We start from the raw sequence: 15,541 nt of genomic DNA, 5'->3' as shown, positions 1-15,541 counted from the left end.
CGTGTCGTCCTCTCCCCTCGCATCGGCAGCACCCGGCAAGCGTGCCCTCTCGGGCCCGGCCATCGCAGGCCTGGCGGTGGCGGCGCTCGTCGCGGTGGCCCTGCCGGCCTTCACCACGGGCTACGTCATCTACATCGCCAATCTGCTGCTGGTCTTCGTGGTGCTCTGCCTCGGGCTGCACATCGTCATCGGCGAGACCGGTCAGTTTTCCATGGCCCACGCCGCCTTCTACGGCATCGGCATCTATGCCAGCGCACTGGCCAACCGCGCCGTCGACCTGCCCTATCCCTTCGCCATGCTGTTCGGCGCGCTCGTCGCCGGCATCGTCGGCCTGTTCATCGGCGCGCTGGCGCTGCGCATGCGCGACATCTACCTGGCGCTCGCCACCTTCGCCTTCGGCGAGGCGATGCAATGGGTCTTCGCCAACTGGGACAGCGTCACCAACGGCCCGAACGGCCTGCGCATCAGCCCGGCGCGCTTCGGCCCGCTCGAGATCCTCAGCGACAAGCAGGCCTACCCCTTCGTCCTGTTCTTCTGCCTGCTGATGATCGGGGTCACCGTCGCGATCTCACGCTCGCGGCTCGGACGCTCCTTCCGCGCCGTGCGCGAGTCCGAGGTCGCGGCCATGGCCATGGGCATCGACGTGCGCCGCACCCGGGTCGTGGCGTTCGGTCTCTCCGCCGCGATTGCGGGCTTCGCCGGCGGCATGTTCGGCCTGTTCCAGACCTTCATCCATCCCGACAGCCTCGGCTTCCAGACCACGATCCTGGTGCTGACCATGGTCGTCGTCGGCGGGCTGGGCTCGATCGGGGGCGCGATCGGGGGCGCCATCGTCTTCGGCCTGATCTCGGAGGTGCTGCGCCAGGCGCCGCAATATCAGGAGATCATCTACGGCGCGATCCTGATCCTGTTCATGATGTACGCGCCGCGCGGCCTCTTCGCCTTCATCGGCGACCGCATCCGGGAGGCGCGCCATGGTCGCTGAGACCGCCGCGCCCTTCCTCGATGTCGCGGGCCTGACCATCCGCTTCGGCGGGCTCACCGCGGTCGGCGGGCTCGACATGGCGGTGGCGAAGGGCTCGATCCATGCGCTGATCGGCCCGAACGGCGCCGGCAAATCGACCACTTTCAACTGCATCTCGCGCTTCTACACGCCGAGCGAAGGCCGCATCACCTATGACGGGCGCGACATCACCCGCATGCCCGCCAGGGGGATGGCCGGGCTCGGCATCGCCCGCAGCTTCCAGAATCTCGAGCTGTTCGCCGAACTGACGGTCTTCGAGAACGTGCTGATCGGCGCGCATGTCCACGCCGGCCGCTCCTGGCGCGACGCGATCAGCGCCCGGCCGCGCGGAATCGTCGAGCATGTCGAGCACCTGCTCGAGCGCACCGGTCTCTCGGCCTACGCCCAGACCAAGGCGCGCAATCTCGACTTCGGCCACCAGAAAATGGTCGAGATCGCCCGCGCTTTGGCGATCCGCCCCAGGCTGCTGCTGCTTGACGAGCCGGCGGCAGGCCTGCGCAATCGCGAGATCGCGGCGCTCGACCGATTGCTCTGCGAGCTGCGCGAGCGCGACGGCATCACCATCCTCCTGGTCGAGCACGTCATGCAGCTGGTCATGTCGATCTCGGACCGCATCACCGTGCTGAGTTTCGGCACCAAGATCGCCGAGGGTACCGCCGCCGAGGTGCGCGCCCATCCCGCCGTCATCGAAGCCTATCTCGGCCGCGAGACCACGCAGGAGACGCTCCATGGCTGACCTGCTCGAAATCGACGCCATCTGCGCCTCCTATGGCCGCATCCAGGCGCTCTCGGAGGTTTCGCTCAAGGTGCCCGAGGGCGCCATTGTCGCCCTGCTCGGCTCGAACGGCGCCGGCAAGAGCACGACGCTCAATACCGTGTCGCGACTCGTGCCCGTGACGACGGGACAGATCCGGTTCGCCGGCGAGGCGATCCAGTCCTGGCCGTCGCACAAGGTCGTTTCCGCCGGAATCCTGCAGGTGCCCGAGGGACGCGAGGTGTTCCGCGACATGAGCGTGCGCGAGAACCTCGACATGGGCGCCTATCGCCGCAGCGATGCGGCCGGGATCAGGCGCGATCTGGAGCGGGTGTTCGAGTACTTCCCCAAGCTGAAGGAGCGGCTGCAGCAGAAGGCCGGCACCCTTTCCGGCGGCGAGCAGCAGATGCTGCTGATCGGCCGCGCGCTGATGGCGGGGCCACGGCTGCTGCTGCTCGACGAGCCGTCGCTCGGGCTTTCGCCGCTGCTGGTCCAGCAGATCTTCGCGATCATCGAACGGCTGAACCGCGAGGGGCTCACCATCCTGCTCGTCGAGCAGAACGCGGCAATCGCACTCGGCTGCTCCTCCTACGCCTACATCCTCGAGAACGGCGAGGTGGCCCTCGAGGGTCCGTCCGAACACCTGCGACGAGACGACAGCGTCCGCCGCACCTATCTCGGCGGCTGAGCCGGGACCAAGCGCACAGGATCTGGCTGATGGCTGCCCAGCAGGATAAATCTCTCGCCCTCGTCACCGGCGGTGCCCGCGGGATCGGCCGGGCCATCGTCGAGCGCTTCTGTGCGGACGGCTTTGCGGTCGGCATCCTCGATCGTGAGGCGGAGGCTGCGACCGCACTCGTGGCTGGACTGACGGCGCGCGGGCACAGCGTCTTCTTCGAGCCGATCGATCTTGCCGATCACGACGGCCTGGCTGCGCTGGCGGAACGGCTGCCGGCGGCGCAGGTGCTCGTCAACAATGCCGGGGTCTTCGAGAACAAGCCGTTCTTCGAGCTCGCCGCCGGCGATTTCAGAGGGATGATGGACGTCAACGTCACCGCGCTGTTCCTGCTCTCGCAGGCCGTGGCACGGCGGATGGAAAGGGGCGGGCGCATCGTCAACATCGCCTCGCGGACCTTTCTTGGCGCGCGCAACCATGCCCATTACGTCGCCTCGAAGGCGGCCGTCGTCGGGCTGACGCGGGCGATGGCGATGGAGCTGATGCCGCGTGGCATCGCGGTCAACGCCGTGGCGCCGGGCGCGGTCGCGACCGAGATGGTGGCGAAGCAGTCAGAAGAGGCCCGCGCCGCTTTGCTCGCCCAGCAGCCGACCGGCGCGCTCGCCGCCCCCGAGGACATCGCCAACGCCGTCGCCTTCCTCGCCTCGCCGTGCACCAATTTCATCTACGGCCAGGTCCTGCTCGTCGACGGCGGCAAGTCGCTCGGCGGCGGTATGGGCATCTGAGCGGAGACGGGCCGTGAGCGAGCGTTTCGACGAGATTTGCGACGTGGTCGTCGTCGGCTCCGGTGCCGGCGGCATGGCGGCGGCGATCACCGCCGCAAAGGCTGGGCTCGACGTCCTGCTGATCGAGAAGAGCGAGTTCGTCGGCGGCAGCACCGCGGTCTCCGGTGGCGCCATGTGGGTCCCGGAGAACCCGCATGCCGCCAAGGTCGGGCATGCCGATAGCCGCGAGGCGGCGATGACCTATGTCGAGGCCGTGCTCGGCAACCGCCTGCGGCCGGACCTGATGCGCGCCTTCCTCGACAATGGGCCGGAGATGGTGCGCTTTTTCGAAAGCGAGACGGCCTTGCGCTTCGAAGCGCGCGCCTATTCGCCCGACTATCAGCCCGAGCAGCCTGGCGCCTCGAAAGGTGGTCGGACCATCGACCCCGCCCCTTATGACGGCAACGATCTGGGCGCCGATTTTGCCCTGTTGCGGCCGCCGCTGAAGGAATTCACCGTGCTCGGCGGCATGATGGTCAACCGCAAGGATATCGACGCGCTGGTCGGTCGCTTCCACAGCCTCGCGAATTTCCGACACAGTGCGAAGCTCCTGCTCCAGCACGGCCTCCACCGGTTGCGGCATCCGCGCGGCGCGCGGCTGCTGATGGGCAATGCGCTCGCCGGACGCCTGCTGAAATCGGCACGGCTGGCCGGCGTCGACCTGCGCATCAAGACTGCCGCGGGCTCCCTGATCGTCAGCGACGGCTTAGTCATCGGCCTCGTCGCGAACGGCCCGAACGGCGAGCAGCGCATCGGCGCGCGGCGCGGCGTGGTGCTGGCGAGCGGCGGCTTCCCGGCCAATGCCACGATGCGGGGCCAGCATCTGCCGCATGCCGACGTCCACCGCTCGATGGCGCCGGCGACCGATACTGGTGACGGCATCGCACTCGGGCTCGGCGCTGGTGGCAGCCTGCGCGACGACAATATCGGCGGCGCCTTCTGGACGCCTGTCTCGGTGCTGCGCAAGCCGGACGGCAGCGAGGTCCAGTTCCCGCACCTGATCCTCGATCGGGCGAAGCCGGGGCTGATCGCGGTCGACGGCAAGGGCCGCCGCTTCGTCAATGAAGCGACCTCCTATCACGGCTTCGTCGAGGCCATGCATGCGAGCGGGGCCGTGCCGGCTTTCCTCGTCTGCGATAGCGTCTTCCTGCGCAAATACGGGCTCGGCCTCGTCCATCCCGGCCTCAAATCGCCCAAGGCCTTCGTCGAGGCTGGCTACCTGTTAGAAGGCGATAGCATAGTCGCTCTCGCCGAGCGGATCGGCGTGGCCGCGGCGGCACTCGCGGCGGAGATCGCCGGGATGAACGAGGCGGCGCGCTCGGGCGTCGACGCCGCGTTCGGCAAGGGCACGAGCGAATACAATCGCTATCTAGGCGACCCCGCCCGCGAGCCCAATCCGTGCCTCGGGCCGATCGAGACCGGTCCCTTCTATGCCGTGAAGGTCTGGCCGGGCGACATCGGCACGGCGACCGGCCTGATCTGCGATCCGCAAGCGCGAGTGCTCGGCCGCGACGAACGCCCCATCCCGGGTCTCTACGCCTGCGGCAACGACATGAACTCGATCATGGCAGGCGCCTATCCCGGCGCCGGCATCACCCTCGGCCCGGCGCTGACCTTCGGCTTCATCGCCGGGCGCGCGCTCGCCACCGGGTCCGACCATCTGCCCCGCTGAGAAAGGCTGCCGCGATGAAGCTCTACCAATCCGCAACCTCGCCCTTCGTCCTCAAGGTTCGGATCGCCGCCGCCGAACTCGGCATTCTCGACCAGATCGAGATGCTCGACGTTTCGCAGGAATACAAATCCGGCGGGCCGCTGGCGCGCGAGCAGAACATCATCAAGTCGAACCCGCTCGGCCAGGTCCCGACCCTGCTGACCGAGGATGGCACGGCAATCGCCGACAGCCGCGTGATCTGCGAGTACCTGAACCATCGCGCCGGCGGCACGCTCTTCCCGGCCGAGTCGACCGTGCGCTGGAACGCTCTCACCGAGCAGACATTCGGCGACGGCCTGCTCGATGCCGCCCTCCTTGCCCGCTACGAGGGATTGCTGCGCGACGAGGTGATGCGCTGGGAGCGCTGGATCGACGGCCAGCTCGCCAAGATCCGGGCGGTCCTCGACATCATCGAAGGCAAGGCTCCGTCCTTCGGCGAACGCGTCGACATCGGCACGATCACCTTCTTCTGCGGCCTCGCCTATCTCGACCTGCGCTTCGCCGACCTGAGCTGGCGCAACGGCCGACCGCAGGCGGCGGCCTGGTTCGAGCGCCTGTCACAGCGACCCGCCTTCGGCGGCCAGAAGCTGGGTTGAGCGGAGCGTGATCTCGAGGGACAGGACATGAGCGCCAGTTTCGGGCTCTCAGGCCGTACGGTGATGGTCACCGGTGGTGCCTCCGGCATCGGGCGGGCCTGCGCCATCGCGCTTGCGCGTGAGGGCGCAGGCGTAGCGGTCGCGGACGCCGATGCCGAAGGCGCCGCGGCGGTGGTCCAGGAGATCGAGGCGCTCGGCGCCCGCGCAGTCGCCGTGAGCTTCGACGTGCGCGATCAGGCGGCCACCGACGCAGCGGCTGCAACGATCGAGCACGACCTCGGCCCGCTCGACGGGCTGATCACCGCCGCCGGCATCTCGCGCCCCGCCCCCGCGACAGAACTATCAGCCGAGAGCTGGGAGGCGGTGATCGGCGTCAATCTCTCCGGCACCTTCTATTCCTGCCAGGCAGCGGGCCGGCGCATGGTTGCACGCGGTCGCGGTGCCATCGTCACCATCGGCTCGGTTTCCTCGCTCGGCGGCCAGTCCGGACGCGCGCACTACTGTGCCTCGAAAGCCGGCGTCGTCGGCCTGACCCGTGACCTTGCCATCGAATGGGGCTCGCACGGCGTCAGGGTGAACTGCATCGGCCCGAGCGCGACCGACACGCCGATGATCCGCGCCGGCATTCCCGAAAGCTTCGTCTCCGGCGTCATGGAGGACCGCACGCCGTTGGCCCGGCTCGCCCGGCCGGAGGAGATCGCCAATGTCTGCCTGTTCCTGCTCTCGGACCTCGCAAGCTATGTCAACGGCGCCCTGATCATGGCCGATGGCGGCCTCTCCGCCGGCTTCTTCACCCGCAGCCACGGCCGCGATTTCTCCTCCAAGGCCTTGCTCGCGCAAGGCATCTACAGCGAATGAACGGACGCTGACATGACCAAGCTAGCCCTCGTCACTGGTGCCGGGCGTGGAATCGGCGCCGCGATCGCCCACAAGCTCGCCATCGACGGCTGGCGCGTCGCCGTCTGCGACCTGACGAAGGAACCGGCCGCTTCAGTGGCCGCCTCGCTGCCGGGCGAGGGCCATAGCGGCTGGGCGGTCGACGTCTCCGACGAAAGCTCGGTCGAGGCGCTGTTCGACGCCATCGAGGCCGCTCACGGCCCGGTCACCGCGCTCGTCTGCAATGCCGGCATCCTGCTGATGGCGGCGGATGGCGAGCGGCCGACGATCTTCGACATGACGCTAGACGACTGGGAACGCACGCATGCGGTCAACACGCGCGGCGTCTTCCTGAGCATCCGCGCCTATGCGCGCCGCCGCCGGGAGCGGCCGCTCGAGGGCGGGCGCATCACCACGACCAGCTCCGTCGCCGCCGAGCTCGGCGGCTATCGCGGCTCGGCGAGCTACATCTCGTCGAAATCGGCGATCCTTGGCTTCACCAAGGCCATGGCCCGCGAACTCGCGCCACTCGGCATCACTGTGAACTGCGTCGCGCCAGGCATCATCGACGCACCCATGCTCGCAGCGGCAACGCCGCGCTCGGCCGCGCCGGGCTCGCTGGACATGCTGGCGCAGGCGGTGCCGCTCAGCCGCCTCGGCCAGCCGGACGACATTGCCGGAGCCGTCGCTTTCCTGCTCTCCGCACAGGCATCCTACATCACCGGCGCGACGCTTGACGTGAACGGCGGCTACCGGATGGCTTGATCCAGCTGTCGCTGTGGCGCGTCACATCAGGATGCGCATCAGCTCGTTCTGCGAGGAAATCCCCAGCCTGGCATAGGCGCGCTTGCGATAGGTCAGCACCGTATTGAGGCCGACCCCGAGCTCGAGCGCGATCCCTTCCGAGGTCAGGCCGGTCGCGATGAGCGCGCAGACATCGCGCTCGCGCTTCGACAGGCCGGGCGCGACCGCCTCGAGCCGTGCCTGGAGAACTGCGGCGGCACGGTGCCCGTCGGCGGGCTTCACCGCCTCATAGTGGCGCCAGAGGGCCGCCATGAGCAGCGGCGCGCTTTCGGCGAGGTGCAGGATCTCCTCATCGCTGAAGCTTTCCTTGCGACGACGATAGATGCTGAGCCGCATCGTGCCGGCCACCCGCCGCTGGATCAGTGAAAAGCGCTCCGACAACCCGACGGCGACATAGCATTCGCTCCGGTAGGTCGGGCTGGCGATGTCGCTGGCCCGCATGCGGACCCCCCAGCAATCACGCTCGCCGCCTTTATCGAGAGCGATCGCATTGGCCGGATCGGCGCGCCAGTGGCGGGAGACATAGCGGCGCGCGACATCGAGTGCGGCCTTGCCCGGTCCCTGCCGGTTCTCGGCGAGAAGCGTATGAACCTCGCCATTGGGCGCGGTCATGAAAGCCGTAACGATCTCGGTACCGGTGAAACGACGGGCGATGTCGAACAACCCGGTCGAAAAATCGGGACGGCCCACGCTCTCGATGACCTGCGGCATGGTGGCCAGAATACTGCCCGCGGCCACAGTCTGCTGGATGGCCAAAAGCTGCATTCCAACCTCCCGCCGGCTCCTCTTTCAGCATGGCCGGAGGCCAGCGGCGGGAGCGCTTGAGGCTTGAAGCGATAACAGTATCCAATTTCGCATGCAAACTAGCGTGCAGGCATAATAATCAAGCATCTCCGTCGCTTCGCTGTTCGGCCATCTCCATGATCGGAAGCCGCTTTCGCATCGATCGTCATGCGGCAATTGGGCGTCCGCTTTCGGGCAATGAGTGAGAGCCTGCAATCGGCGCAAGGCTGCAAAACAGTTTTTGGTAGTCTTGATCCACTAGGACCAATTAGCGACGCTAATGAATGACTGGCGGTCTGATGAGCGCTGGACGTCTGGTTCGTACGGCACGTCGAATATCAGAATTGGCGCTGACCGCCGGGCGATTGTTGGCGCGTTGCACGCGAAAGAGCGGCGGATGGCTCTGGCCCGTGCCGCCTTCATCAGGGTTTGAAGAAGAGCACGCAAACAGGGCTGGCCGCAGCGGCGACCTCAATGACTCCCGAACGGTCGCAGCCAACGCAAGCCTGACGATGGTGTCGCTTTCCCCGTTGGCGCTGATCAGTCCGGTTTCGTCGGGAGACAATCCACAAAACCTCGGAGTGCGACCTCCACAACTCTTCGAACCTTCGAGCCGCGAGATGCACGGGATTACGGCCGCCCGTATCCATCCGGCGAGCAGTTCGAGGTGTCCTGTTTCGGCAAGACGACGAAGGCGCCATTGAGACGTCAAGAAATGCAACAACTCGCATGCCGGTCACGAGCGGTGACGCTCAGCGCTCAGCAGCGGGCGGATGACAGTGAGATTGTCGATCGTATGCGAAAGATGCAGTCGTAGACGTTCGGCAGCCTCGGACTGCTTGCCGCGCGCCAGGCTGTCGAGGATCGCCAGATGCTCCTCGCATTGCTGGCGGTAGCGCTTGCGGTCGAGCATGGAGCGGTAGGACAGCAATCGTCTCACACGATTGATCCGGCGGATCGTGTCGAGAAAGAACGGATTGCCGGAGCCTGCCACGATCGTTTCGTGGAAGCGGACGCCGCGTTCGTGCAGGGCATCGGCTGTATCGGTTTCGATGGCGCCTGCGAGTAGGCGCTCCTCGGCAGCACGACAGGCTGCAATGCTCTCGGGCGCCAAATGGTATCCTGGCTCCAGAAGCGCCGCAGGTTCGAGCGCGAGGCGCAGTCGGTAGGTCTGCTCGAGACTTTCTGGCGTGTTCAACACCGGCGCGAAGGTCCAACCATAGCCCGCCCGCCGCTCTGCCCAGCCCTCCTGGCTGATGCGGGTCAGGACTGCGTTGAGCTCGGCGCGCGTGAGGCCGTAGCTCTGCCGCAAATCGGCTGCGCTGACCTGCTCCGGAAGGGTGCCACGGAGGTGGTCGTCTGCGATCCGGAAGTACGCCTGGGTGACGCCGTCCGGCTCGGCAAGCCCAAGCGTGTCACTCGAAGGCGGCGAGGCCTGCTGGACGAAATAGCCCCGATTGCGTTCGTGACGCAGCACGCCCTTATCGGCGAGAAGCTGCAGTGCCTGGCCGACTGGAAACCGCGACACGCCGAGGCGTGTCGCAATGTCCTGAGTGCGGAGATGGGCTCCGATGCCCAGGGCGCCATCCCGGATCTCGCCGAGGATGCGCGCCGCAAGAGGCGTTGCGAGGTCTCGTCTTCCACTGCCGGCCATGACCTACACCTCGGCGGCATTCCCGCCCCCGAAATGTGGTCTATGGCCGGCTTGGTCGCGCGGCAAGCAGGACCTATTTGACGAGGCCGATGGTTTTGAGGATGTCGCCGACGCGGACCTGTTCCTCCTTGAGGAAAGCGGCGAAAGGCTCGCCGGCGAGATAGTAGTCGTCCCAGCCGCGGGCCTTGAGCAGTGACTTCCACTCGCTGCTCGCAGCCAGGCCGTCGAAAAGTTTGGTCAGTTGAGTCTTCTGATCAGCCGTGATGCCGGGAGCTGCCATGACTGCACGCCAGTTCACCACTTCGACGTCGTAGCCGAGTTCCTTGAGCGTTGGTACATCGACGCCCTCAAGGCGCTTGCCCGACGAGATCGCGAGTGCACGCAGCTTTCCGGCCTTGATCTGACCCTCGAACTCGCCGTAGCCGGAAACGCCAGCAGTCACGCGGCCGCCGAGCATCGCCGCCAGAGCTTCGCCACCTCCGGAGAAGGCGACGTAGTTGACCTTGCCGGCATCGGCGCCCGCCACCTTGGTGACGAGCGCAGCCAGGATGTGGTCGGCGCCACCGGCCGATCCGCCCGCCCAGGTGACGCGCGCCACATCGGCTTTGATGGCTGCGACGAAATCCTTGACCGACTTGTGAGGCGAGTCTGCGGGAACGACGATCACGAGCGGATCGCCAGTCAGTCGAGCCAGTGGAGTCACCTGGTCGAGGCTAACGGGCGATTTGTTGGTCAGGATGGCGCCGACCATCGTGATGCCATTGACCATCAACTGGCTGGGGTCTCCCCTTCGCGTTATTGATGAACTGCGCCAGCCCGATCGTGCCGCCGGCGCCCGTGACGTTGTTGACCTGAACGCTGCGAACGGCCTTGGTTTCGGTCAGAACCTGCTGGATTGACCGTGCGGCGCCATCCCAGCCACCGCCGGGACCGGCCGGTGCCATGATCTTCAGTTCCTGGATCGGCGATTGGGCCAGCGCGAGGCCGGGCGAGATCGACAAAGCCGCGATGCCGGCGGCCAGGAAAGCTCTGCGCGTCGTCATGATAATCCTCCCAAGGATGATAGGTGGTCGCGCTTCGTGCGCTGTTCAGGCTTCCCGCAGGGCTGCGGGTGGTGTTTCACCGGGTGTGGTGAAAGGCTGAACGGGTGCGGCCAGCATGCGCCCGAGGATCAGGGAAATGATGCCGCCGGCACGCAGCGTCTCGCATTCGAGTGCGGTCTCGACGGCGGCCTGCAGAGGCAAGGGCTCGACGGAACCGCTGACGCGATGGATGCGGGCCATGACAGCGCTGCGCGGAGCGATCACATCGGCCACAGCTTCGATCTCGATGGTGTCGCCGGGCGCAAGGTCCAGCGAGTCCGGCCCGGTCCCTGATGGAAACAAGAGCGGCAGAATGCCCATTCCGATCAGGTTGGAGCGGTGGATCCGCTCGAAGCTCTGGGCGATGACGGCATTGACGCCGAGGAGCCCAAGCCCCTTGGCGGCCCAGTCGCGCGACGAGCCGGTGCCGTAGCGCTCGCCGGCGACGACGACCATCGCATCGCCCGCTGCGCGATAGCGCTCTGCAGCGCGCCACAGGGGCAAGGTCTGGCCGGTCGGGACGAGAAGGGTGGAGCCTGCTGGCAGCTCTGTGGCAAGCCGGTTCACCACCGTGCGGTTGGTGAAGAGACCGCGCAGCATGACCTCCCAATTGCCACGGCGCGAGGCGTATACATTCAGGTCCTTCGGGTCCTCGCCGCGCTCGATCAGCCATTGCCCGGCCTCGCTCGCCGCAGGGGTTTGTCCGGCCGGCGAGATATGGTCGGTGGTGATGTCATCGCCGAGAACGAGCAGAGGGTGAGCGCGATATTGGCCCAGCCGATTGGCTTGTAGCGCCTGGGCAAAGGGCGGCGGCCGCAGGGCGGTCGAGCCCGCGTCCCAAGGGAATAGAGCTGAAGAGGGCGCGTCGAGTTCAGCCCAGTGGCGGCTTGTCGTGGCCTCGGCGAAAGCGCGATTGAAATCCGCGGGGTCGAGGGCAAGCGCCAACGCCGCGTCGATCTCGGGACCGGTCGGCCACAATTCGGCCAGCATCACCGGTCTGCCGTTTGCAGTCGAAGTCAACGGGTCCTTCAGGATATCGCGATCGGCATCCCCGGCCAGCGCGTAGGCGACCACCAGCGCAGGCGATGCGAGGAAACTCGCCTCGACCTGGCCATGCACCCGACCGGGAAAGTTGCGGTTGCCTGACAGAATGGCGACGGGGAGAATCTCATCGGCGCGGACGGCGGCATCCATCACCGGTAGCAACGGCCCCGAATTACCGATGCAGGTGGTGCATCCATAGCCGACGATGCCGAAGCCCAGGGCCTCGAGATCGTCAAGCAATACCGCCCGCCTGAGATAGCGCTCCGCCGCAGGCGATCCCGGCGCCAGGGAGGTCTTGACCCAAGGCGGGGGCTTCAGCCCAAAACGGCGTGCTTTGCGGGCGACCAGGCCGGCCGCCACGACAAGGCGAGGATCCGAGGTATTGGTGCAACTCGTGATCGCGGCAAGGGCGACGGGAAAGCGCGGCAACGAGGCAGATGGCGTTTCGGGTTGTGGCATCGCGACCAGTGCCGGCTGCACGGCCTCGGGAGCGAGCAAATCCTGCGGGCGGCGTGGTCCGGCGAGGCTGATGGAGATCGCGGCGAGATCGATCTCGACGATGTCGGTGTAATGGGGCTGAGCCTGCGGATCGAACCAGAGCTGCTGCTCCTTCGCGTAGGCCTCGACCAGACCGATCTGTTCCGGCGATCGGCCTGTTTGCACCAGGTATTCCAGCGTGGCGTCGTCGATCGGGAAATAGCCGGTCGAGGCACCGAATTCCGGGGTCATGTTCGCAACCACCGAGCGCTCGCCTGCCGACAGTCTGGACACCCCTGGTCCGAAGAACTCGACGAACGCGCCGGTGACATTCCTTGCCCGGAGGCGCTGCGTCACTGTCAGTGCGAGATCGGTCGCGCTCACGCCTTCGCGCAGCCGGTTGGTCAGGCGCACACCGATGACGTCGGGAATCCGCATCGTCACGGGCATGCCGAACATCACGCTCTCGGCCTCGAGCCCGCCGACGCCCCACCCCAGAACGCCGATGCCATTGATCATCGGTGTGTGGCTGTCGGTGCCGATCAGCGTGTCGGGCATCGCCCAGAGCCGGCCGTCGATCCGGCGCGTGGTCACGACGGTCGCGAGTTGCTCCAGGTTGATCGTGTGCATGATGCCGGTGCCCGGCGGGTGGACTCGGACACCGTCCAGCGCCTGAGTCGCCCACTTCAAAAAGCGATAGCGCTCTCCATTCCGGCGATACTCGCGCTCCAGGTTGACCCGCATGGCTTCCGGGGAGGCGCAAACGTCGACTCCCAGCGAGTGATCGACCGACACATCGACCGGCAGGACCGGGCTGAGGCGCTTAGGATCTCCGCCCGCTGCGGCAATGGCATCGCGCATCGCCGCTACGTCGACCAGCGCTGGCGTGCAGGTCGTGTCGTGCATCAGCACACGGCCCGGTTGAAAAGCGATCTCCGCCTCGGATGTCCCGCATTCGAGCCAGCCGCGAAGGGCCGACAGGGCCCGGTCGCGTTCGTGGTCGCCCGTGGACTCGCGCAGTACGTTCTCGACGATGATGCGCAGAACGAGAGGCAGCTTACGGAAACCGTCGCCGAACGCGGCCTTGAGATCGGCGACGACGTAGACGCCGCCGGCGAGGCGCGCAGTTCGATAAGGCGATGCAACCGACAGGCTCATATCTGGCATATGCATAATAACAACAATAAATGCAATATACGACCATGGTGGTGGTTTCGGATGTAACCGGCATATCGAGGCAGCTGCCGCGCCACCCGCCAATGGATAAGACTGACGCTTGTCGGGGTAGGAGAGTCGGCAGCCTTTCGTTTCGCTGCACTTGCGACCAGGTTTCAGATTTTTTGCCGGTCTCCTGGAGCAGATCCCGATCGGGCTGGAGATCGGCGCCAGTTTCCCAAGCTTGGGGTTCTCATCCTCAAGCTGGCTCAGCTGGCGCGACACCCATCGCCCCCGAATTGGAGGGAGGCCGGCAATGATGTAAGTGTACTGTGAAAGGTAGTGCGGCTCGTCCGCGATCGGACGGATAGGGGCGCCTCCGAGTTCGAAGGAGAACCTTCGATGCTGCGCTGGACCTTGATGGCCTCGTTGATGTTTGCGGCCCTGCCCCATCCTGCCAACGCGGCCGGCGATCCCGCCGCGGGTGAGAAGGTTTTCCAGAAATGTCGCGCCTGCCACCAGATCGGGGAGACGGCGAAGAACGCCATCGGACCGAGGCTGAACGGCCTTCTCGGTCGGTCGGCGGGATCGATCGAGGGCTACAGCTACTCGCCCGCCAACAAGAACTCCGGCATCATCTGGGATGAGCCCACGTTCCGGGACTACATCAAGGCGCCGCAGGTGAAGATCCCGAGCACCAAGATGGTGTTTCCAGGCCTCAAATCGGAGCAGGAAATCGACGACATCCTCGCCTTCCTCAAGCAATTTGACACCGACGGAAAGAAAAAATAGCCGGATCGGCGCTCGATTGCAGTCGTGGCGGCGCCGGCCTGCGATGTGGTTCGATTGACAACCACCGCGAGCAGGACGACAACATTAGGTGACTATGGGCTGGAGGCTTGAGTGTCCTGCAACCCGGCTGAGAGTTTGTGCGTCAGATGCGACGCGTGGTCGTCCAGGCGAACCAAAGGTTCGGCGATGGCGGACAGGAAGCAAAACTTGCAGCCCGACGGCGCGCTCGGCCGAGCCCGCGCCCAGCGGCAGTCATGTGCCGCTTCCGATCTTGTTGGCCTCGATCGTTTTAAACAATGGGCCCGCTTCGTTTCGGGCCCCAACCCCGTTTTCATATCGGAAATGATCTTGTTTACGTAGCGCCGAGGCGCGTTACCTGCGCCGCGGCATTGCCTGGTTCCTGTTCATGCCGCCCTCGGCAAGGATGAAAAAGGAATGGGTGTCGCGGTCGTCTTGGCTCTGGTCGTGATCGGCTCGGTGGTGTTCCACTTCCTGAGCCCATGGTGGTGGACGCCGATCGCCTCCAACTGGGGCTATATCGACGACACCATCATCATCACGTTCTGGATCACCGGCGTCGTCTTCGCGGCCGTCGTCCTGTTCATGGCCTATTGCGTCCTCCGGTTCCGCCATCGCGAGGGCAACCGCGCGGCCTACGAGCCGGAGAACAAGCGGCTGGAATGGTGGCTCGCGGTCGGGACGGGTGTCGGCGTCGCCGCCATGCTCGCGCCCGGCCTCGTCGTCTGGCACCAGTTCGTCACGGTTCCGAAGGACGCGACCATTGTCGAGGTTGTCGCCCAGCAATGGCAATGGGCCTACCGGCTGCCGGGCGCCGATAGCAGGCTCGGTGCCTCCGACGTCGCCCACATCACTCCTGAGAACCCGCTGGGCGTCGATCCCAAGGATCCGCACGGGCAGGACGACGTGGTGATTCAGGGCGACAACCTCCATCTCCAGCTCGGCAAGCCGGTGAAGATGCTGCTGCGCGCGGTCGATGTCCTGCACAATTTCTATGTGCCGGAGTTCCGCGCCAAGATGGACATGATCCCCGGCAGCGTCACCTATTACTGGTTCACGCCGACGCGGACCGGCACCTTCGACGTGCTGTGCGCCGAGCTCTGCGGCACCGGCCACACCTTCATGCGCGGCAATGTCGTGGTCGAGCCGGAAGGCAACTTCCAGGCCTGGCTGCAGCAACAAAAAACCTTCGCCCAACTCCAGGCGCCGATGAGGGCGCAGGCGAAGAACTAGGGATCGATACGGGATCAAGCTCCGGAACAGGGGCTGCG

At 66.1% G+C, this 15,541-nt stretch carries 13 protein-coding genes and 1 pseudogene; 10 read left to right on the top strand and 4 right to left on the bottom strand.

Going from position 1 to position 15,541, the window contains the following annotated elements:
• The first annotated feature begins 1 nt into the window (after window position 1).
• Genes B6S44_RS08070 through B6S44_RS08035 form a run of 8 tightly spaced genes read left to right on the top strand, consistent with a single transcriptional unit; the run spans window position 2 to window position 7,226 of the window.
• Window positions 2-985 (top strand): branched-chain amino acid ABC transporter permease, encoded by a 984-nt coding sequence (locus B6S44_RS08070; protein ID WP_206735095.1) that lies wholly within the window; start codon window positions 2-4, stop codon window positions 983-985.
• Window positions 975-1,760: an ABC transporter ATP-binding protein gene (locus tag B6S44_RS08065; protein ID WP_129156359.1), complete on the top strand. Its 786-nt coding sequence runs from the start codon at window positions 975-977 to the stop codon at window positions 1,758-1,760. Before B6S44_RS08070 ends, B6S44_RS08065 begins: the two co-directional genes overlap by 11 nt.
• Window positions 1,753-2,466 (top strand): ABC transporter ATP-binding protein, encoded by a 714-nt coding sequence (locus B6S44_RS08060; protein WP_129156357.1) that lies wholly within the window; start codon window positions 1,753-1,755, stop codon window positions 2,464-2,466. Before B6S44_RS08065 ends, B6S44_RS08060 begins: the two co-directional genes overlap by 8 nt.
• 29 nt (window positions 2,467-2,495) lie before the next feature.
• Window positions 2,496-3,239, top strand: coding sequence for an SDR family NAD(P)-dependent oxidoreductase (locus tag B6S44_RS08055; RefSeq protein ID WP_129156355.1), 744 nt, complete (start codon window positions 2,496-2,498; stop codon window positions 3,237-3,239).
• A 13-nt stretch (window positions 3,240-3,252) separates the two neighbouring features.
• Window positions 3,253-4,950, top strand: coding sequence for an FAD-dependent oxidoreductase (locus tag B6S44_RS08050; RefSeq protein ID WP_248309493.1), 1,698 nt, complete (start codon window positions 3,253-3,255; stop codon window positions 4,948-4,950).
• A 14-nt stretch (window positions 4,951-4,964) separates the two neighbouring features.
• Complete coding sequence (locus B6S44_RS08045) at window positions 4,965-5,585, top strand: glutathione S-transferase family protein (protein WP_129156353.1); 621 nt, start codon at window positions 4,965-4,967, stop codon at window positions 5,583-5,585.
• A 27-nt stretch (window positions 5,586-5,612) separates the two neighbouring features.
• On the top strand, window positions 5,613-6,443 hold the full coding sequence (locus B6S44_RS08040; protein ID WP_129156352.1) for an SDR family NAD(P)-dependent oxidoreductase: 831 nt from the start codon (window positions 5,613-5,615) through the stop codon (window positions 6,441-6,443).
• Window positions 6,444-6,455: 12 nt separating this feature from the next.
• The gene (locus B6S44_RS08035; protein WP_129156350.1) at window positions 6,456-7,226 is read left to right on the top strand and encodes an SDR family NAD(P)-dependent oxidoreductase; all 771 of its coding nucleotides are present in this window, start codon (window positions 6,456-6,458) and stop codon (window positions 7,224-7,226) included.
• A gap of 21 nt (window positions 7,227-7,247) precedes the next feature.
• Here B6S44_RS08035 and B6S44_RS08030 read toward each other — a convergent pair whose 3' ends face one another.
• From B6S44_RS08030 to acnA, 4 genes and pseudogenes are all read right to left on the bottom strand, one after another.
• Window positions 7,248-8,030, bottom strand: coding sequence for a helix-turn-helix transcriptional regulator (locus B6S44_RS08030; RefSeq protein ID WP_129156348.1), 783 nt, complete (start codon window positions 8,028-8,030; stop codon window positions 7,248-7,250).
• A gap of 754 nt (window positions 8,031-8,784) precedes the next feature.
• Window positions 8,785-9,702, bottom strand: coding sequence for a GntR family transcriptional regulator (locus B6S44_RS08025; protein WP_129156346.1), 918 nt, complete (start codon window positions 9,700-9,702; stop codon window positions 8,785-8,787).
• Window positions 9,703-9,775: 73 nt separating this feature from the next.
• Window positions 9,776-10,745, bottom strand: a pseudogene (locus tag B6S44_RS08020) (Bug family tripartite tricarboxylate transporter substrate binding protein).
• A 45-nt stretch (window positions 10,746-10,790) separates the two neighbouring features.
• Window positions 10,791-13,463, bottom strand: coding sequence for an aconitate hydratase AcnA (gene acnA / locus B6S44_RS08015; RefSeq protein WP_129156344.1), 2,673 nt, complete (start codon window positions 13,461-13,463; stop codon window positions 10,791-10,793).
• Window positions 13,464-13,862: 399 nt separating this feature from the next.
• Here acnA and B6S44_RS08010 point away from each other — a divergent pair, with 399 nt between their 5' ends.
• Both B6S44_RS08010 and B6S44_RS08005 read left to right on the top strand, forming a co-directional pair.
• Window positions 13,863-14,252 carry a c-type cytochrome gene (locus B6S44_RS08010; protein ID WP_129156342.1) on the top strand — a complete coding sequence of 130 codons (390 nt, stop codon included), beginning with the start codon at window positions 13,863-13,865 and terminating at the stop codon, window positions 14,250-14,252.
• 435 nt (window positions 14,253-14,687) lie between these two features.
• A complete protein-coding gene (locus tag B6S44_RS08005; RefSeq protein ID WP_129156340.1) occupies window positions 14,688-15,503 on the top strand; it encodes a cytochrome c oxidase subunit II in 816 nt (271 codons plus the stop codon).
• Window positions 15,504-15,541 lie beyond the last annotated feature (38 nt).

The sequence above is a fragment of the Allobosea sp. Tri-44 genome (assembly GCF_004123845.1).
Lineage (GTDB): Bacteria > Pseudomonadota > Alphaproteobacteria > Rhizobiales > Beijerinckiaceae > Allobosea.
The sequence above is the reverse complement of the archived record's forward strand: the minus strand, read 5'-3'. Positions and strand labels throughout refer to the sequence as shown.

Excerpts from the sequence above, each read along its gene's own strand:
- B6S44_RS08030 (WP_129156348.1), bottom strand. The coding sequence starts at position 8,030 with ATGCAGCTTTTGGCCATCCAGCAGACTGTGGCCGCGGGCAGTATTCTG.
- B6S44_RS08035 (WP_129156350.1), top strand. The coding sequence starts at position 6,456 with ATGACCAAGCTAGCCCTCGTCACTGGTGCCGGGCGTGGAATCGGCGCC.
- B6S44_RS08055 (WP_129156355.1), top strand. The coding sequence starts at position 2,496 with ATGGCTGCCCAGCAGGATAAATCTCTCGCCCTCGTCACCGGCGGTGCC.
- B6S44_RS08010 (WP_129156342.1), top strand. The coding sequence starts at position 13,863 with ATGCTGCGCTGGACCTTGATGGCCTCGTTGATGTTTGCGGCCCTGCCC.
- B6S44_RS08045 (WP_129156353.1), top strand. The coding sequence starts at position 4,965 with ATGAAGCTCTACCAATCCGCAACCTCGCCCTTCGTCCTCAAGGTTCGG.
- B6S44_RS08065 (WP_129156359.1), top strand. The coding sequence starts at position 975 with ATGGTCGCTGAGACCGCCGCGCCCTTCCTCGATGTCGCGGGCCTGACC.
- B6S44_RS08060 (WP_129156357.1), top strand. The coding sequence starts at position 1,753 with ATGGCTGACCTGCTCGAAATCGACGCCATCTGCGCCTCCTATGGCCGC.
- B6S44_RS08005 (WP_129156340.1), top strand. The coding sequence starts at position 14,688 with ATGGGTGTCGCGGTCGTCTTGGCTCTGGTCGTGATCGGCTCGGTGGTG.
- B6S44_RS08040 (WP_129156352.1), top strand. The coding sequence starts at position 5,613 with ATGAGCGCCAGTTTCGGGCTCTCAGGCCGTACGGTGATGGTCACCGGT.
- acnA (WP_129156344.1), bottom strand. The coding sequence starts at position 13,463 with ATGAGCCTGTCGGTTGCATCGCCTTATCGAACTGCGCGCCTCGCCGGC.
- B6S44_RS08025 (WP_129156346.1), bottom strand. The coding sequence starts at position 9,702 with ATGGCCGGCAGTGGAAGACGAGACCTCGCAACGCCTCTTGCGGCGCGC.